This window comes from Azospirillum sp. Sh1, from assembly GCF_008365135.1.
GTDB classification, from domain to species: domain Bacteria; phylum Pseudomonadota; class Alphaproteobacteria; order Azospirillales; family Azospirillaceae; genus Azospirillum; species Azospirillum oryzae.
This window is the reverse complement of the sequence record NZ_VTTK01000008.1, coordinates 194,621-212,474: the sequence shown is the minus strand read 5'-3', so window position 1 is coordinate 212,474 and position 17,854 is coordinate 194,621. Positions and strand designations below refer to the sequence as shown.

At 69.2% G+C, this 17,854-nt stretch carries 18 protein-coding genes and 1 tRNA gene; 13 read left to right on the top strand and 6 right to left on the bottom strand.

Annotated elements, in window-relative coordinates; all coding sequences use genetic code 11:
- The first annotated feature begins 43 nt into the window (after positions 1-43).
- The 4 genes from hisG to FZ029_RS11160 are packed head-to-tail and all read left to right on the top strand — an operon-like array spanning position 44 to position 3,020.
- Positions 44-721, top strand: a complete 678-nt coding sequence (hisG, locus tag FZ029_RS11175; protein ID WP_109073237.1) for an ATP phosphoribosyltransferase — start codon at positions 44-46, stop codon at positions 719-721.
- On the top strand, positions 705-2,009 hold the full coding sequence (gene hisD, locus FZ029_RS11170; protein WP_149269298.1) for a histidinol dehydrogenase: 1,305 nt from the start codon (positions 705-707) through the stop codon (positions 2,007-2,009). The genes hisG and hisD overlap by 17 nt, the downstream gene beginning before the upstream one ends.
- A 35-nt stretch (positions 2,010-2,044) precedes the next feature.
- Positions 2,045-2,530 (top strand): UPF0262 family protein, encoded by a 486-nt coding sequence (locus FZ029_RS11165; protein WP_109073224.1) that lies wholly within the window; start codon positions 2,045-2,047, stop codon positions 2,528-2,530.
- 16 nt (positions 2,531-2,546) lie between these two features.
- Positions 2,547-3,020, top strand: coding sequence for a low molecular weight phosphatase family protein (locus tag FZ029_RS11160; RefSeq protein WP_149198676.1), 474 nt, complete (start codon positions 2,547-2,549; stop codon positions 3,018-3,020).
- 20 nt (positions 3,021-3,040) lie between these two features.
- Here FZ029_RS11160 and FZ029_RS11155 read toward each other — a convergent pair whose 3' ends face one another.
- The gene (locus tag FZ029_RS11155) at positions 3,041-4,267 is read right to left on the bottom strand and encodes a PepSY-associated TM helix domain-containing protein (RefSeq protein ID WP_247892261.1); all 1,227 of its coding nucleotides are present in this window, start codon (positions 4,265-4,267) and stop codon (positions 3,041-3,043) included.
- 233 nt (positions 4,268-4,500) lie between these two features.
- Here FZ029_RS11155 and FZ029_RS11150 point away from each other — a divergent pair, with 233 nt between their 5' ends.
- From FZ029_RS11150 to FZ029_RS11120, 7 genes are all read left to right on the top strand, one after another.
- Positions 4,501-6,843 (top strand): ATP-binding protein, encoded by a 2,343-nt coding sequence (locus tag FZ029_RS11150; RefSeq protein WP_247892260.1) that lies wholly within the window; start codon positions 4,501-4,503, stop codon positions 6,841-6,843.
- Positions 6,844-6,910: 67 nt separating this feature from the next.
- Positions 6,911-8,095 carry a lytic transglycosylase domain-containing protein gene (locus FZ029_RS11145; RefSeq protein WP_149269297.1) on the top strand — a complete coding sequence of 395 codons (1,185 nt, stop codon included), beginning with the start codon at positions 6,911-6,913 and terminating at the stop codon, positions 8,093-8,095.
- A gap of 157 nt (positions 8,096-8,252) precedes the next feature.
- A complete protein-coding gene (infA, locus tag FZ029_RS11140; protein ID WP_012977999.1) occupies positions 8,253-8,471 on the top strand; it encodes a translation initiation factor IF-1 in 219 nt (72 codons plus the stop codon).
- Positions 8,472-8,496: 25 nt separating this feature from the next.
- On the top strand, positions 8,497-9,120 hold the full coding sequence (locus tag FZ029_RS11135) for a Maf family protein (RefSeq protein WP_149269296.1): 624 nt from the start codon (positions 8,497-8,499) through the stop codon (positions 9,118-9,120).
- Positions 9,117-10,364, top strand: coding sequence for a ribonuclease E/G (locus FZ029_RS11130; RefSeq protein ID WP_149269295.1), 1,248 nt, complete (start codon positions 9,117-9,119; stop codon positions 10,362-10,364). Before FZ029_RS11135 ends, FZ029_RS11130 begins: the two co-directional genes overlap by 4 nt.
- Before the next feature lie 28 nt (positions 10,365-10,392).
- The gene (gene yacG, locus FZ029_RS11125) at positions 10,393-10,626 is read left to right on the top strand and encodes a DNA gyrase inhibitor YacG (protein ID WP_149269294.1); all 234 of its coding nucleotides are present in this window, start codon (positions 10,393-10,395) and stop codon (positions 10,624-10,626) included.
- A 118-nt stretch (positions 10,627-10,744) separates the two neighbouring features.
- Positions 10,745-10,820: transfer RNA gene (locus FZ029_RS11120), tRNA-Phe, on the top strand.
- A gap of 93 nt (positions 10,821-10,913) precedes the next feature.
- On the opposite strand, the gene FZ029_RS11115 is transcribed toward FZ029_RS11120, so the two are convergent.
- The 3 genes from FZ029_RS11115 to FZ029_RS11105 all read right to left on the bottom strand — a co-directional run bounded on the left by FZ029_RS11115 (position 10,914) and on the right by FZ029_RS11105 (position 13,654).
- Entirely contained in the window at positions 10,914-11,666 is a 753-nt protein-coding gene (locus FZ029_RS11115) for a DUF3750 domain-containing protein (protein ID WP_247892259.1), read from the bottom strand.
- Between the two features lie 100 nt (positions 11,667-11,766).
- Positions 11,767-12,609: a serine O-acetyltransferase gene (gene cysE, locus FZ029_RS11110; RefSeq protein WP_149269292.1), complete on the bottom strand. Its 843-nt coding sequence runs from the start codon at positions 12,607-12,609 to the stop codon at positions 11,767-11,769.
- Between the two features lie 55 nt (positions 12,610-12,664).
- A complete protein-coding gene (locus FZ029_RS11105; RefSeq protein WP_149269291.1) occupies positions 12,665-13,654 on the bottom strand; it encodes a helix-turn-helix domain-containing protein in 990 nt (329 codons plus the stop codon).
- A 163-nt stretch (positions 13,655-13,817) separates the two neighbouring features.
- On the opposite strand from FZ029_RS11105, the gene pobA reads away from it, so the two are divergent.
- Complete coding sequence (gene pobA, locus FZ029_RS11100) at positions 13,818-15,017, top strand: 4-hydroxybenzoate 3-monooxygenase (protein ID WP_149269290.1); 1,200 nt, start codon at positions 13,818-13,820, stop codon at positions 15,015-15,017.
- A gap of 24 nt (positions 15,018-15,041) precedes the next feature.
- On the opposite strand, the gene FZ029_RS11095 is transcribed toward pobA, so the two are convergent.
- Positions 15,042-15,944, bottom strand: coding sequence for a prephenate/arogenate dehydrogenase family protein (locus tag FZ029_RS11095; RefSeq protein WP_149269289.1), 903 nt, complete (start codon positions 15,942-15,944; stop codon positions 15,042-15,044).
- A 116-nt stretch (positions 15,945-16,060) separates the two neighbouring features.
- Positions 16,061-16,972 carry a hydrogen peroxide-inducible genes activator gene (locus FZ029_RS11090; RefSeq protein WP_149198687.1) on the bottom strand — a complete coding sequence of 304 codons (912 nt, stop codon included), beginning with the start codon at positions 16,970-16,972 and terminating at the stop codon, positions 16,061-16,063.
- 237 nt (positions 16,973-17,209) lie between these two features.
- Here FZ029_RS11090 and ahpC point away from each other — a divergent pair, with 237 nt between their 5' ends.
- A complete protein-coding gene (ahpC, locus tag FZ029_RS11085; protein WP_149269288.1) occupies positions 17,210-17,773 on the top strand; it encodes an alkyl hydroperoxide reductase subunit C in 564 nt (187 codons plus the stop codon).
- The last annotated feature ends 81 nt before the right edge of the window (positions 17,774-17,854 follow it).

The window sequence follows — 17,854 nt, the reverse complement described above, 5'->3', positions numbered from 1 at the left end:
TTTGTCCGCCGATCCCAGCGCCCAAGGGGTGACTGCCGCCGCGATGACGGCCACACCGGTTGACGACCAGCTGGTGCTGGCCCTGCCCAAGGGCCGTATCCTGAAGGAGCTGCGCCCGCTGCTGTCCCATGCCGGCATCCATCCGGAGCCGGCCTTCGACGACGACAAGAGCCGGCTTCTGCGCTTCGCCACCAATGTGCCGAACCTCAGCATCATCCGCGTCCGTTCCTTCGACGTGGCGACCTTCGTCGCCTTCGGTGCCGCCCATCTGGGCGTGGCGGGCAACGACGTGCTGATGGAGTTCGACTACCCGGAGATCTACGCCCCGCTCGACCTCGGCATCGGCGCCTGCCGCCTGTCGGTCGCCGAACCGGTGGAGATGATGGAGGGCGACGATCCGTCGCGCTGGAGCCATGTGCGCGTCGCCACCAAATATCCGGAGGTGACCAAGCGTCACTTCGCCGCGCGCGGCGTCCAGGCCGAATGCGTCAAGCTGAACGGCGCGATGGAACTGGCGCCGACGCTGGGCCTGTGCCGCCGCATCGTCGATCTGGTCTCCACCGGTTCGACGCTGAAGGCCAACGGGCTGGTGGAGGTGGAGCATATCGCCGACGTCACCTCGCGGCTGATCGTCAACCGCGCGGCCTTCAAGACGCGGACGGCCGAGATTTCTCAGTGGATCGACAAGTTCCGGGAGGCGGTGAATGCCCGTCAGGCTTGATATTCGCGACGCGGACTTCGCCGCCGGGTTCGAGGCGCTGCTGCATGCCAAGCGCGAGGCCAGCGAGGATGTCCAGACGCTGGTCGCCGGGGTGATCGATCAGGTGCGCACGCGCGGCGACGCCGCCCTGATCGACTACACCGCCCGCTGGGACCGCCAGACCCTGACGGCGGAGACCCTGCGCATCGGCCGGGACGAGATCGACGCCGCCACCGCCAAATGCTCGGCCGAGACGCTGGAGGCGCTGGACCTCGCCGCCGCGCGGATCGAGGAGTTCCACCGCCGCCAGATCCCGGAGGTCACCGACTACCGCGACGCCGCCGGGGTGCGGCTGGGGGCGCGTTGGACGCCGGTCGGCGCCGTCGGCCTCTATGTGCCGGGCGGCACGGCCTCCTACCCGTCGTCGGTTCTGATGAACGCCCTGCCCGCCAAGGTCGCGGGTGTCGAGCGCGTGGTGATGGTGGTGCCGACGCCGGACGGGGCGATCAACCCGCTGGTGCTGGCCGCCGCCAAGCGTTGCGGCATCGACGAGATCTACCGCATCGGCGGCGCCCAGGCGGTCGCGGCGCTGGCCCACGGCACGGCGACGATCCGGCCGGTCGACAAGATCGTCGGCCCCGGCAACGCCTTCGTCGCCGCCGCCAAGCGGCAGGTCTACGGCCTCGTCGGCATCGACAGCATCGCCGGCCCGTCGGAAATCCTGGTGGTGGCCGATGGCAAGAACGATCCAGCCTGGATCGCCATGGACCTGCTGTCGCAGGCGGAGCATGACACCTCGGCCCAGTCGATCCTGATCACCGACGATGCCGCCTTCGCCGACGCGGTCGCGGCGGCGGTGGACCGGCATCTGGAAACGCTGCCGCGCACGGCGATCGCCGGCGAAAGCTGGCGGGAGCATGGCGCCATCGTCCTGGTCGGCGACCTGATGGCCGACGCCCCCGCCCTGGTCGACCGGCTGGCGCCGGAGCATCTGGAACTGGCGGTGGAGGATCCGGACGCGCTGGCGGCGAAGATCCGCAATGCCGGCGCCATCTTCCTCGGCCGCTATACGCCGGAGGCCATCGGCGATTACGTCGCAGGTCCCAACCACGTGCTGCCGACGGCGCGCAGCGCCCGCTTCTCGTCCGGCCTCAACGTGCTGGACTTCATGAAGCGGACGACCTTCGTCGCCTGCGACGCCGACAGCCTGCGGGCCATCGGTCCGGCGGCGGTGACGCTGGCGATGGCCGAAGGGCTGGAGGCGCACGCGCGCTCCGTCGCCCAGCGGCTGCCAGACTATAAAGAATAAGTTCTATAAAGATTGAAAAAGCGGGGAGGCGGGGCGTGACGACGGCGAAGAGCAAGCGGCGCATCACCCATGTGACGCTCGACGAGCGGAGTGTCGTCCGCCACAAGCCGGAGGTCGAGCATGAGCGCGCCGTCGCCATCTTCGACCTGCTGGAGGACAACGAGTTCTGCCCCTGCGACTTCGCGGAGGACGGGCCGTACCACCTGCACCTGTCGATCGAGGACAACCGGCTGGTCTTCGACATCCGGCGCGAGGACGACAGCGTGCTCGACCGGCTGATGCTGCCGATCACCGGATTCCGCTCGATCGTGCGGGACTATTTCCTGATCTGCGAGAGCTATTACGCCGCCATCAAGCGGTCGACGCCCTCGCAGATCGAGGCCATCGACATGGGCCGCCGCGGCCTGCACAACGAGGGGTCCGAGATGCTGCGCGAACGTCTGGCCGGCAAGGTGGAAATGGACCTGCAGACCGCGCGCCGGCTGTTCACGCTGATCTGCGTCCTGCACATTCGCGGCTGACGGGCACGGGCGGCGCATGGCCATGGCGGCGACCCCGGTCCTCACCCCTCTGCCGGTCACGAGCGTATTATTCGCCTGTACCTACAACATGATCCGTTCGCCGATGGCGGCGGCGATGATGCGCCATTACCACGGCACCCGCGTCTATGTGGATTCGGTCGGCGTCCGCGAGGGCGACGAGGTCGATCCCTTCGCCGTCGCGGTGATGGAGGAGATCGGCATCGACCTGTCCAAGCACCGCTGCCGCACCTTCGAGGATCTGGAAGACACCAACTTCGACCTGATCGTCTCGCTGTCGCCGGAGGCGCAGCACCGCGCCATCGAGATGACGCGCACCATGGCCTGCGACGTGGAGTTCTGGAACACCTTCGACCCCACCCTGGTCGACGGCACCCGCGACGCCATGCTGGAAGCCTACCGGCAGGTCCGCGACGGCCTGCTGGCCAAGGTGAAGCAGCGCTTCCCCCTGACCCGCGGCCCGACTGTCTGAGGGGCCGACGGCCCGGCGGCCTAACGTCCGGCCCGCGCCGGCCGCGTCGCCTTCTTCTGCCGCCAGCGCACCACCCCGGTCGCCAGAAGCAGGGCCGGCAGCAGCCCCGCGACCGCCACGAGGATGCGGCAGCACAGGCCGAAGCACTCGCCGTTGTGCAGCGGATGCTGCCAGCCGAAAAAGGCGTCGCCGGCGGTCCAGCGGGTGGGGTCGCGCAGGTCAAGGATGGTGCCGTCGCCGCCATTCACCCAGACGCTGGTCTTGGGAAAGCGCCAGCCGGGCTCGCCGGCCTGGAACAGGCGGATGTGATAGGCGCCGCCGCCCTGCCCCGGCACCTCGACCCAGCGCGGTTCGGCCTGGGGGAAGCGGGCCAGCGCCGCGGCCAGAGCGGCATCGGCACCGACCGCCGTCCCGCCCTGTGCCGGCGCGATGGCCGGCGCCGCGGTCACGGGCGACAGCCGCTCCACCACCGGCTTCACCCACTCCGGCTGTTCCATGACGACCCCCGTCACGATCAGGGGCAGCAGGACGACGAGGCCGTAGACCCCCGCCAGCACATGGATGTCGAACACCTGCCGGACGAAGCCGGAGCGCAGGCGCGGCCGCAAGGCCCGTCCCCATTTCCCGGCCGCCGGCCACCACAGATAGACCCCGCTGGCGAGGACCAGCAGGCTGCCGATTCCGCCCAGCGTCAGCACCGTCCGGCCGCTGTCGCCGGCCAGCAGCAGGTAATGCAGGTCGTAGACCCAGGTCATCGCCGTCCGGCCCCAGAAGCGGGAGGACAGCACCTCGCCGCTGTACGGATTCACCGCCACCATCAGCGGTGCGAAGGATTTGCCCGCCGTCTCCTGCGGCTTCATGTAGCGGGCCATGATCGGATGGTCCGGCCCATGCGGAAGCTCCAGCCGCCAGCCGCCGCTGCGCGTGGGATGTGCCTCGCGCAGCGCCTGAACCACACGGTCCAGCGGCAACGCTTCACCAGGTTCCGCCGGCACCACCAGTTCGGGCGTCAGCACCCGGTCGATGTCCACGTAGAAGACCAGCAGGCTGCCCGTCAGCGCGGTCAGCGCCAACAGCGCCCCCACGGCCAGCCCCAGCGTCAGGTGCAGCATCAGCACGGCGCGGCGCACCCGCTGCCTCGAAACGCCGAGAAAGATGCCGATTCCCCAGCCGCCCGGCCGCGTAGGCTTGATCCTGTGATCGCATTCGCTGTGCATCTGGCGGGGCTCCTGGCGGATGGTCGGCATGGTGGCGGAACCATCCCGGATCCCCGTTCCGCCGGCCTTGACGGCCGTCAAATCCTCCGCAACACCGCACACGGCATGGTCGGTAATAATTTTGGCATTCTGCAACTTTTTGCGCCGCGGGCAGTTCACATTGCATCCCCGCCAATGTTATTGAGCTGTGTCATCGCAACGCATCGCGCGCCGCCTTAGGCTCGGGAGCGTCGACGAATTTTCGCGCGGAGAGCCGTCCATCCATGCCCGCCGGTCTGATGCCCCGCCTTCTCCGCGCCTTCAGCCCGCGCAGCCTGCGCGCGCGCCTGATGGGCGTGGTGCTGGCCTCGCTGGCGCTGCCGCTGGTTGGCGCGCTCTATCTCGCCGACCAGCAGCTCGACGACCATATCGGCGCCGCGCGCGAATTGGCCCTGCATCTGGCGGACGACGGGGTGCAGCGCCAGCATGACCTGATCGGCGAGGCGCGCAACCTGCTGGGCGTGCTGTCGCTGGTGCCGGCGATCCGCAACGCCACGCCGACCGACACCGACGCCTGCGTCGCCACGCTGGCGCCGATGCCGCGCCAGCACCGCTGGACCACCGGCGTCTGGCTGACCGACGCCGACGGCAACATCATCTGCGACACCACCGGCCCTGGCGCCGGCATCTCGCTGCGCGAACGCGAATATTTCCAGCGCGTCCTCGACACCAAAAGCTGGGTGGTCAGCGATTTCATCATCGGCAAGCGCTCGCTGAAGCCGCTGATCATCGTGGCCAGCCCGATCATCGAGAATGGCCGGATCGTCCGCGTGATGGGCGTCGCCGTCGACCTGACCTGGCTGACCGATCTGGTGAAGGTGCTGAAGCAGCCCGACGCCCGCGTGATGGTGCTGGACCACAATGGCGTGATCGTCGCCCGCCAGCCCGATCCGGAAGGCTGGCTGAACCGCAATGTCGGCCAGTTGCCGCACGTCCAGCAGATGCTGAAGGAGCGGGACGGCTTCCTGGATTCCGAAAGCGCCGACGGGCGCGACCGGCTGTGGGCCTTCCGCCATTCCGACGAGACCGACACGATCTTCGCCGTCGGCATGCCGACCAGCCCGATCATCGCGGAGGCGCGGCGCGACCTGTGGCAGAGCCTGGGGCTGCTGGGCATCGCGGCGCTGGTCAGCGTCACCGCACTGTGGGTCCTGCTGCGCGCCTCCGTCCTGCGCTGGGTTTGGGAATTGGGCAGCGCTGCGACCCGGATCGGCGACGGCGGCGGCGGCACCGTGATCGAGGCGGACCGGGCGCCGCATGAATTCCGCGTCGTCTCACACGCCTTCAACAACATGTCGCGCCGCCTGAAACAGCGCGAGCAGGAGCTGCGCTCCGCCATGGAGGAGGCGCGGGCCGGCAGCCGCGCCAAGGAGGAATTCCTCGCCACCATGAGCCACGAGATCCGCACGCCGATGAACGGCGTGATCGGATTCGCGGAGATGCTGCTTGAAACCCCGCTGACGGCCGAACAGCGGCGCTACGCCTCGCAGGTGCGCGATGCCGGACGGTCGCTGCTGACCGTCATCAACGACGTGCTCGACCTGTCGAAGCTGGAGGCCGGGCGGCTCGATCTGGTCAGCGTGCCCTTCCGGCTGGACGATCTGGCCGACCGCTGCGTCGCCATCGTCCGTCTGGCCGCCGAACAGAAGGGGCTGGAGCTGCAGACCAGCATTTCCGCCACCGCCCGCGGCTTCGTCATGGGCGACCCCGACCGGCTGCGCCAGATCCTGCTGAACCTGCTGAGCAACGCGGTGAAGTTCACCGACCGCGGATCGGTCCGGCTGACGGTGAAGGCGATCGAGGATGACGGTGCCAAGGCGGGCGGCAAGCCCGGCGGCGGCCGCATCTGCACCTTCACCGTCACCGACACCGGGATCGGCATCGCGCCCGAACGGCAGCGCGACCTGTTCCAGCGCTTCACCCAGTTGGAACGCGGGCGCGGCGGCACCGGCCTGGGGCTGGCCATCTGCCGCCGGCTGGTGGAGCTGATGGGCGGCGAGATCGGCATGGAAAGCCAGCCCGGCAACGGCAGCACCTTCTGGTTCTCGCTGCCGCTGCTGCCCGCCGGCAGCGCCGCGGTCCAGCGCGACGGCGCACCCCTTGCCGGAAGCGAGCCCGGCAGCCCCGGCGCCCGCATCCTGCTGGCCGAGGATCTGGCGATGAACCGCGATCTGGCGGTGACCATGCTGACCAAGGCCGGCCACCATGTCGATGCCGTGGACGACGGCGCCGCCGCGGTCGCCGCGGTGCAGGAACAGACCTACGACCTCGTGCTGATGGACGTGCAGATGCCGGTGATGGACGGGCTGGAGGCCACCCGCCGCATCCGTGCCCTGCCCGCCCCGGTGGGCCGCATCCCGATCCTGGCCCTGTCGGCCGGCGTCCTGCAGGTGGAGGTCGAACGCTGCCTGCAGGCGGGCATGAACGCCCATCTGGCCAAGCCGCTGGAGAAGACCAAGCTGCTGGCCGCGATCGGCCGCTGGGTTCACGTCGGGCACATGGACAACGAATCGCCCGAGGATGGACAGGATGAGCCCCCGCGTCCGCAGTTGATCGCACACAGCTGACGAGTCGGTGCTATAGTGGCCGCACCCCTCCCGGCAGGCTCGGCCGGTCTGCAGCGAAGTGTGTGCCATGAAGGTTGCGCAGCCCCCTCTCGCCCCCGTTCCGGAGCGCAAGCCCGATAGTCCCCCGTCGCTGGCCGATGGCGCCGGCGGCGAGCCGTCCTTCCGTGATGCGCTGGTCCAGACCAACCGGCACGGCAGAGCCGCCTTGCCCGTCGGCCGCGCCGCCAACGGCCTGCTCCAGGACGGCCAGAAGGCGCCGCCCCTGCCGTCCGCCAAGCCACCGGCCCCGATCCTGCTGGCGGACGGCACCCAGGTCCCCTTTCCGGCGGCCAAGCCGGTCACCCCCATCCGTCTGGCGGACGGCACAGCGGTACCGCTCCCGACCGTCAAGCCGGAGGCGCCGGTCCTGCTGGCGGACTCCGCGCCGGCGGACGGCGAGGCCGCACCACCACGCGCGCCCCTGCCCGGGCTGAAGCCGGCGGCGCCGGCGCCGGCGCAGGGTCCGACCCCAAGTTCGAAGAAGGTGGCGGAGACGGTCAAGGCGGTGAACTCCGATGATCCGACCGCCACGCGGGTGCTGGTCGCCTCGCAGCAGGTCGCCGGCCTGTCGGGCCACAGCTTCACCGCGATCCTCGCCCAGGCCACCCAGGAAAGCGGGCTGGACCCCGGCGCCAGGAACAGCCGCAGCTCCGCCGCCGGCCCGTTCCAGTTCCTCGAATCGACATGGCTCGACCTGTTCCGCCGCCATGGCGCCGCCTATGGCCAGGGTGAGTTGGCCTCGCACATCCAGGTCCGCAACGGCGTGTCCAGCGTCAAGGATCCGGCGATCCGCCGCCAGATCCTGGAACTGCGCCACGACGTCGACCTGTCGGCCGGCATGGCCGCCCGCTATCTGGCCGAAGGGCGCGAGGCGCTGGAGAAGCGGCTGGGCCGCCCGGCCAGCGAATCGGAGAGCCGCATGGCCTATGTTCTGGGCTCCGGCGGGGCGGCGAAGCTGATTCGCGCCGCCGAATCGAGCCCCGGCGCCGTCGCCGCCGACCTGTTGCCCAGCGCGGCGAAGGCGAATCACAACCTGTTCCACGACCGCTCCACCGGCCGTGCCCTTACCGCGGCGGAAACGGTGAGCCGGCTGACCCGCCGCATGGAGATCGACCAACGCGAGATGTTCGCGGCGATCGGCAAGGCGCTGGAACAGCCGCGCCGCCTGGAAGAAGGCGGTGCATCGCCGCTCAACCCCTATCAGTCGGTCTGACGCGGCAGGGGTTACAGGGTATTTTCGCCACACAACGCGGGGCTGCCCCGCGCGGAAGGCTGCGGCCGAACGCATCGGCGGTGGGAATCCCCCTTGACCCGGCGGCCTTGGAAGGTCAGTTATTGCCGCGAAACTTTTAGGACGGACATAAGGGCCTATGGCAAAGGAAGATCTGATCGAGTTTTCCGGGACCGTCGTCGAATTGCTTCCGAACGCGATGTTCCGGGTGAAGCTCGACAACGATCACGAGGTTCTGGCGCACACCTCCGGCAAGATGCGTAAGAACCGGATTCGCGTCCTGGCGGGCGACCGCGTCAATGTGGAAATGACGCCGTACGACCTGACCAAGGGCCGCATCACCTTCCGGTTCAAGTAGCATCCTTGCTGCATCGCGGTTCCCCGTGACGATCCCGTCCAAGGCGCCCCGGCTGGTGCTGGCTTCGGCCTCGCCCCGCCGGCTCGACCTTTTGCGCCAGATCGGCATCGTGCCCGACGCGGTCGATCCCGCCGATCTCGACGAAACGCCGCTGCGCGACGAACTCCCGCCCCAGCACGCCCTGCGTCTGGCGGCGGAGAAGGCGTCGTGCGTCGCCGCGCGCCATCCCGATTCGTGGATTCTCGCCGCCGACACCGTGGTCGCCTGCGGCCGCCGCATCCTGCCCAAGGCCGAACGGGAGGAGGAGGCGCGACGCTGCCTGTCCCTGCTGTCCGGCCGGCGGCACCGGGTGATCGGCGGCATCGTCCTGCTGATTCCAGGGACGGAAGGCCATCGCCGAATCGACCGGCTGGTCCGCACCGACGTCACCTTCAAGGTGCTCGACCGGGCGGAAACCGACGCCTACATCGCGTCGGGCGAATGGCAGGGCAAGGCCGGCGGCTATGCCATCCAGGGCCGGGCGGGGGCGCTGGTGCGCTGGATCGGCGGCTCCTACAGCAACGTCGTCGGGCTGTCCCTGCACGAGGTCGCCGGCATGCTGCACGGCGCCGGCTTCCCGCTTCCTCCCCCGATACCTCCCGAGCCATGAGCAGGCTTGAGCTGCTGGTCGACCGCGACGGCCCGCTGACGCGGGCGGCGGTGCTGGCCGACGGCCGCCTGACCGACCTGCACATCGACCAAGCCGACCGCCCGTCGCTGCTGGGCGCCATCATCCTGGGCCGGGTGGAGCGCATCGCCACCGGCCTGAACGGCGCCTTCGTCGATCTCGGGAATGGCCTGTCCGGCCTGCTGCCGGCCGCCGACGTGCGCCGTCCCGTCCTCGACGACGATTCCCCGCAACCGCGCGCCAATCGTCCGGGTGCCAAGCCGGCCCCCATCGGCGCCCTGCTGCGCACCGGCCAGCCGGTGATGGTGCAGGTGAAGGCCGACGCCGTCGGGTCGAAGGGTCCGTCGCTGACGATGGACATCACCCTGCCCGGCCGTTTCCTGGTTCACGCGCCACTCGGCCGCGACATCGCGGTGTCGAAGCGCCTCGGCACCGGTCCGGAGCGTGCCGCGCTGGCCCGCCGCATCGAACAACTCGCCACCGGCGCCGGCTGGATCGTGCGAGCCGGCGCCGCCCAGGTCGCCGATGACCTTCTGGCCGCCGAATCGGAAGCGCTGCACCTGCAATGGCGCGCCATCCGCGACGATGCCCGCGCCGGCTCCGCCCCGCGCCTGCTGCATCCCGGCCCCGACGCCCCCACCCGCGCCCTGATCGAACAGGGGGCCGCCGCCCCCGCCGCCATCCTTGTCGACGACCCGGCGCCGGCCGGTCAAATCAAGATGGGCGACGGGCCGCTGCTGTCGGCCTTGCGCGACTGGTGCGACCGCCACGCCCCCGACCTGCTGCCGCGCCTGAGCGCTCATACAGACGCCCATGGGGACGCCCAGCGCCTGTTCGACCTGCGCGACCTCGACTCCGCGATTGCGGAACTTCTCGACGTCCGGGTGCCACTGCCGCTCGGCGGTTCGCTGGTGATCGAGCGGACGGAGGCGCTGACGGTGGTCGACGTGAATGCCGGGGAGCGCGGCAACCCGCTGGACGTCAACCTCGACGCCGCGGCGGAGATCGCCCGCCAGCTTCGCCTGCGCAATGTCGGCGGCATCGTGGTGGTGGATTTCGTCAATATGCGCAGCCGCGGCGATGCCGAGCGTGTGTTGGCCGCACTGTCGCAGGCGGTGGAAAGCGACCCGGTGCAGACCCAAGTTTACGGCATGTCCAAACTGGGCCTGGTCGAACTGACCCGCGCCCGCCGCGGCACGCCGCTGGCAGCCCTGCTGCGGCCCTGACCGCTGTTATCCGTTACGGAGGCCATCCTTGTCCGATCCCCAAGCCCCCGGCGCCCCGCAGCGCCGCCAAACCCATGCCAGCGCCAAGGCGGGCACCAACTGCCCGATCTGCGGCCGCCCGACCGAGCCGGCCACCCGCCCCTTCTGTTCCAAGCGCTGTGCCGACGTGGATCTGTCGCGCTGGCTGGGCGGCGTCTACCGCATCGAGAGCCCGGAAACCCCCGCCGCGCCCGGCGGATCCGACCACGATGAGGAGCTGTGAGACGGGTCTAAATTTTTTTGAATTTTCCTCTGGACAGCCCGTCCGAACCCCTCTAAAAAGCGCCCCACACGACGCGCCGCACCGACCGAAACGGTCACCCACCAAGCGGCGCCGAGATGCCCAGGTAGCTCAGTTGGTAGAGCAGGGGACTGAAAATCCCCGTGTCGGCGGTTCGACTCCGTCCCTGGGCACCATCCTCCCTTAGAAGTTCAGGGTTTGGATGGTGTGTTCCGGTCACGCCAACTGACCATACTCTTCCCAAGTCGCCGCAAGGTCTTCCGCTCCTCTCAAAGCGGCTCTGAATCCGACCACCCCACTCTTCCGATCCCCGGCAGTTTCACTGCAAGGTCCAGCGGGTCGATTCCCACCGTCAGCCCCAGCAGGTTGACCTCCAACCCCTCCTCCAGCGCCAGCAGCAGGCCGGCGACGCCGAACAGGCTGATCTGCCAGCCGGTGCCGCTCGGCGCCCGTGCGATCATGCCGCGACCCAGGTAATCCTTGCCCAGCGCGGTCGCGGGCAGGTCGAGCCGCAGTTCCGGGACTGCACGGGCGACCCAGGCGGCGAAGGTGTTGCTGTTGGGGCCGGGCCAGACGCGGTATTCGCCGGCATAAGGATAGCTGGCGGCGGCCTTGGCGATCTTGGGGATGGCGGCTTCGGCGGCGGGGCCGCGCAACTCGCCGAGCAAGGTGGGTTGGGCGCCGAACCAGCGGCCGTCGGGGTCGCGGTTGCTGACGGAGACCACCGACAGGCCGCGATAGGCGCGCCAGCCGATCACCTCGTAGACCGTATAGCTGCGGGCGCCGGCTGGCTTCACCGCGAACCAGGGATGGACGCCGAAGGCGCCGCGCCAGGACAGGACGCGGGCGGCATAGACCTGGACCACCGCCTCCGGCGTCGTCGCCGCGTCGGGGGCAAGGCCCACCGGGCTGCGGTCGATGCGACTCCAGTCGACAGCCGTCGGCACCACGCCGGAGGCAAGCAGGAACACCGGCCCGGCCAGCAGCAGAACCACCAGCGTCAACAGAAATGCCAGCAACACCCTCACGGCCCTCGCGCCCTATTACCGCCCGCCTTCCATGTAGTCACTGCGACGGCGGATTTCCGGTGACAGCGGAGGGACACAGCGCGGAAGACGCCGCTCAGATGCTGTAGTCGCCCTGTTGCAGGCTCTGGTCCATGGTCAGTGCCGGCGCCGGCTCGTCGCGGCACCAGCCGACGACCTTGGCGGGCACACCGGCCACGGTGGCGCAGCCGGGAACGTCCTTCAGCACGACGCTGCCGGCGCCGACCTTGGCATGGGCGCCGATGGTTATGTTGCCCAGCACCTTGGCCCCGGCCGACAGCAGCACGCCGTCGCGCACCTTGGGATGGCGGTCGCCATGCTCCTTGCCGGTGCCGCCCAGCGTGACGTTCTGCAGGATCGACACGTCGTTTCCGATCACCGCCGTCTCGCCGATCACCACACCGGTGCCATGGTCGATGAACACGCCGCGCCCGACCGGCACCGCCGGGTGGATGTCGACGGCGAAGGCCTCCGACACCCGGCTTTGCAGGAAATGGGCGAGGTCGTGGCGGCCACCCCGCCACAGCCAATGGGCGACACGGTGCCATTGCAGGGCATGGTAGCCCTTGAAATAGAGGAAGGGCGTCAGGCAGCCGTCGGCGGCCGGGTCGCGCGCCAGGATGGCGGCGAGATCGGCGGCGGCGGCCTCGACGATGGCCGGGTCAGCCTCCATCGCATCGCGCACCACGGCGGCCAGCCGGTCCTCCGGCATGGCGCGGTCGGCCAGCTTGCGCACCAGCAGGGCGGCCAGCGCCGGGCCGAAGCCGTCGCGCGCCAAAACCGCGTCGTACAGGAAGGGGGAGAGGCCGCTTTCCTCCTCCGCCACGCGGGCGGCGTCGGCGCGCAGGCGGCGCCACAGCGACTGTTCGACCGTCTCGGCCGCCTCCCGCATCATGACGTCCAGGCTGTCCATCGCCATCACCCTCTTCCCAAATCCGGACCGCCCCGCCTCCAGGCCGAGGGGCGCAGGTCCGTTACTGTGGTGAGCCGCCCCCACTCCGGTCAAGGCCATTGCCGTCAAGGCTGCTTCCCATTCCGCCATCACCATGCGCCCGGCGGAAAGCCTGCGGCGACCGCCCCTCGCGCTTGGTGAAGAAGCGCGAGAAATAGGCCGGGTCCTCGAAGCCCAGGGCATAGCCGATCTCCGCCATACCGTGGCTGGTGTAGATCAGCGAACGGCGGGCCTCGAGCATCAGCCGGGCATGGACCAGTTGCAGGGTCGACAGGCCGGTGACCCGGCGGCAGGCGGCGTTCAGCCGGCCTGCCGTGACGCCCAATGCCGCGGCATAGCGCTCCACCGGCCAATGCTGGCTGAACCGCTCGTCGATCATCGGCCGCAGCCGGGCGAGCAGCCGCAAATCGGGCGATACCCCCTGCCCGTCGCGCCCGGCCTCGTCGCGCCGCCGGTCGGCCGCCAGCCGCGCGGTGGCGACCAGCAGAAGCATCACCTGCGCCGAAATCGCGCTGGCCCGGCCAATGTGGTGGGCGCGGAACTCCCGCCTGATCTCGGCGAAACAGCGGTCGAGCGCCGCCGCTTCGTCCGATCCGACACCCAGATCCCAGGCCAGCGGCAGGGCCGGCGCCTCGCGCAGTTCCGCTTCCGGTGCGGCGGCCAGCACACCGGCCAGGAATCCCTCCGACATGGTCAGCACATGGCCATCGGTGCCGGGATCGAAGCGGAAGCCATGCACCACCTGCGCCGGCACGGTGATCAGCGCCGGGGCGCGGAAGGCCACCTCGACCCCGTCCGCGGTCAGCCGCCCGCCGCCGTCCGTGACCAGCAGCGCATGGCTCAACCCGTCATGGCGGTGGGGGCGGACCTCCCAATTGTACAAGCGCATCCGCTCCGGAATCGTCTCGATATGGACGAAGCGCAGCTCCGGCAGCGCCGGCGGTTCGCCATACAGCCAATAGCGGGGAATGGGTTCGGCGCTGTGGCCGGAATGGGCAGTGTGGGCGGACATCGCACGGGCTCCGGCAGGCTTGCGATGAAAAGTACAAGTCTTTCGCCGGTTCGTCTATGTCCGGCCCTCCGCTTCCGGGAATAGCATGAGCACCAATGATTGGTGCGCACAACAATCAGCAAAAACGCGCGCCTGCCGCCGGTCCCGAAGGAGGGCGAGAGACATGCATCCGACAAAATCCACACGCACCCAGGTCGCCATCGTCGGCGCCGGCCCGGCCGGCCTGTTCCTGTCCCATCTGCTGCACCGCCAGGGCATCGAGTCGGTGATCCTTGAACACCGCAGCCGCGCGGAGATCGAGGGCACCATCCGCGCCGGGGTGCTGGAGCAGTGGGTGGTCGACCTGATGAACGACATGGGGTTGGGCGACCGCATGATGCGCGAGGCCCATTTCCACTCCGGCATCACGCTACGCTTCGACCGCCGCAGCCACCACATCGACATGGCGGAGCTGACCGGCGGCAAGCGCGTCACCGTCTATGCCCAGCACGAGGTGATCCGCGACCTCGTCTCCGCCCGGCTGGAGGAGGGCGGGTCCATCCTGTTCGGCGTCTCCGACGTGCAGTTCCTCGATCTGGAGGGCAAGACGCCGCGCGTACAGTTCCGCCGAGGCCCGGACGAACCGATCGAGGAATTGCGCTGCGATTTCGTCGCCGGCTGCGACGGCTTCCACGGACCGAGCCGGCAGGCGATCCCGGCCGCCGCGCGAACCGAATACCAGATGGTCTATCCCTTCGGCTGGCTCGGCATCCTGACCGAGGCGCCGCCGTCGCATCCCGAACTGATCTACGCCAACCACGAGCGCGGCTTCGCCCTGCTCAGCACCCGCTCGCCGGAGGTGCAGCGGCTCTACATCCAGGTCGATCCCAAGGACGACATCGCCAACTGGTCCGACGACCGCATCTGGTCCGAACTGCACCGCCGGCTGGAGGATGACAGCGGCTGGACGTTGACGGAGGGATCGATCTTCCAGAAGGGCATCATCGCCATGCGCAGCTTCGTCTGCGACCCGATGCAGCACGGCCGGCTGTTCATCGCCGGCGACGCCGCCCACATCGTGCCGCCGACCGGCGCCAAGGGCCTGAACCTCGCGGTCGCCGACGTGGCAGTGCTGTCCCGCGCCCTGGCCGCCTACTACAAATCCGGCACGACCGAGGGGTTGGACGGCTACAGCGCCACCTGCCTGCGGCGGATCTGGAAGGCGGAGCGCTTCTCCTGGTCGATGACCACCATGCTGCACCGGAACGAGGCGGAGTCGCCCTTCGAGCAGCGCGTGCATCTGGCCGAGCTGGACTATCTGGTCCACTCCCGCGCCGCCATGACGGCGCTGGCGGAGAATTACGTGGGGTTGCCGATGGACTGAAAAACCGCCGGCACGCCCGCCCCTTCACGCCTGCTTGGCGTCGATGATCCCCCGGCGCACGGCCCGCGTCTTGGTGAAGTGGTCCTGCAGCTGCTGCCCCTCGCCCCAGCGGATGGCGCGCTGCAGCGCCGTCAGGTCCTCGGTGAAGCGCTGCAGGATTTCCAGCACCGCCTCGCGGTTGTTCAGGAACACGTCGCGCCACATCACCGGATCGCTGGCGGCGATGCGGGTGAAGTCGCGGAAGCCGCCGGCGGAGAACTTGATGACCTCGGACTTGGTGTCCTCCTCCAGGTCCGACGCGGTGCCGACGATGGTGTAGGCGATCAGGTGCGGCAGGTGCGAGGTGATGGCCAGCACGCGGTCGTGGTGGCTGGCCTCCATGATCTCCACGGTGGAGCCGACGCGGCGCCACAGCTCCGTCACCCGCTCCAGCGCATGGCGGTCGCTGCCGGTCGGCGGGGTCAGGATGCACCAGCGGCCCTGGAACAGGGTGGCGAAGCCGGCCTCCGGTCCCGAATGCTCGGTGCCCGCCACCGGGTGTCCGGGGATCAGGTGAACGCCGTCCGGCAGATGCGGCCCGATGTCGCGCAGGGCCGCCTGCTTGACCGAACCGACGTCGGTGACGATGGTCCCGCGTTTCAGCAGCGGCCCGATGACCTCGGCGACCGCGGCATAGCTGCCGACCGGAGTCGAGAGAATCACCAGATCGGCACCGGCGAGTGCGGTTGCCGGATCGGTGGAGGCCTCCGCCACGATGCCCAGTTCCAGCGCCTTGGCGCAGGCCTCGGCGCTGCGGTCGGCGCAGACGACCTGCCGCGCGATCCCATACTCCGCCAGCGCCCGTGCCAGGGAGGAGCCGATCAGACCGATGCCGATGATGGCGACGCGGTCGAACAGGAGAGCGGTATCGGTGCTGGCGGTGGACATGACGCAGGGTGTCCCGAAAGCGGAGTGAACGGGCGAAAAACCGTCCCGTTTAAACCACCTCGCGCCCGCCGGACCAAGCGATACTTTGAGCGCGGCCCTCCCCCAAGCCGTCGTCCTCAGCCGTCCTTCCGCGTCATCTCCGCCCGCAACGCTTCGGCCAGCCGCTGGAATGTCTCCTTCCGGCCGGACGTGCGGCGCCAGGCAAGCGCGATCCGCCGCCCCGGCCGGCCGCCGGCCAGCGGGCGCACCGCCAGATCCAGCCCGCGCAGTATGCCCGAATCGACCGCCATCTGCGGCAGCAGCGTCACCCCCAGCCCGTTCGCCACCATCTGCACCAGCGTGTGCAGGCTGGTGCCCTCGAATGCGGTGTTGTGCGGCGTGGCGTCCAGCGCGCAGGCGGCCATGGCATGGTCGCGCAGGCAATGCCCGTCCTCCAGCAGCAGCAGATCCTCCGACGGAACGGTCACCGGCTCGGCCGGATCGCCGGCGCTCAGCCGATGGCCGGTGGGGCAGACGAAGGAGAAGCGGTCCTCCGCGATGTCCTCCGTCTCCAGATCGCCCATCGGATAAGGCAAGGCCAGCAGCGCCGCATCCAGCTTGCCGGCATTCAACTGATCCAGCAGCCGCGCCGTCTGATCCTCGCGCAGATAGAGCCGCAGGCGCGGAAAGGCCTCGCGCAGGGCCGGCATCACGCGGGGGATCAGGAAGGGGCCGATGGTCGGGATCACCCCCAGATGGAGCGCGCCCGACATCGGGTCGGCGGCCGAGCGGGTGATGTCCACCAGTTCCTCCGCCCCCTTCAGCAATTGCCGGGCCCGCTCCGCGATCTCGCGGCCGAGCGGGGTCGGCAGCACGGATCGCCGCGTGCGCTCCACCAGCGTGGCGCCCAGCAGATCCTCAAGCTCCTGCAGGCCGGCGCTCAGCGTCGACTGGCTGACGAGGCAGGCCTCCGCCGCCTGCCCGAAATGGCAGCGGTCGACGACGGCGACGAGATAGCGGAGCTGGCGCAGGGTGGGGAGCGGTTTCATGCCCAGATATGTAATCGGTTTTATCGATCAATCCAATTGGTATTTTCTACTTCTCTTGATAACAGATTTCCCGTATTCCTCCACGGGTCAACGGGACACGGAACGACGCCTCCCCCTCCCCGGCCACAGGACAGGCCCCTTGTTCGACCCGGTGCGCCGCACTAAGTCGGGCATGTCACGGCCAGCAGCCGGGGACCGAGGCGACAACCAACCATCGCACTCCATCGGAGAACACAAATGTCTTTGATCAACAGCGAGATTAAGCCCTTCGCCGCCAAGGCCTTCAAGAATGGCAAGTTCATCGACGTGACCGACGCCGACCTGAAGGGCAAGTGGTCGGTCGTGTTCTTCTATCCGGCCGACTTCACCTTCGTCTGCCCGACGGAGCTGGAAGACCTGGCCGACAATTATGCCGAATTCCAGAAGCTGGGCGTCGAGATCTACAGCGTCTCGACCGACACCCACTTCTGCCACAAGGCCTGGCACGACACCTCGCCGGCCATCAGCAAGATCCAGTACACCATGCTGGCCGACCCGACGCTGGCCATCAGCCGCAACTTCGAAGTCCTGATCGAGGAAGCCGGTCTGGCCGACCGCGGCACCTTCGTCGTCGATCCGGACGGCAAGATCCAGATCGTCGAGATCACCGCCGGCGGAGTCGGCCGCGACGCCAAGGAGCTGCTGCGCAAGGTCAAGGCCGTCCAGTACGTCGCCGCCCATCCGGGCGAGGTCTGCCCGGCCAAGTGGCAGGAAGGCGAGAAGACCCTCGCCCCGTCGCTCGACCTCGTCGGCAAGATCTAAGGTTCTCCCGCAAGGGAAACCCTAAGGATCGGGGGCCGGCTCCGGCCGGCTCCCACCCCCGCTCCGGCGGGCATGTGCTGC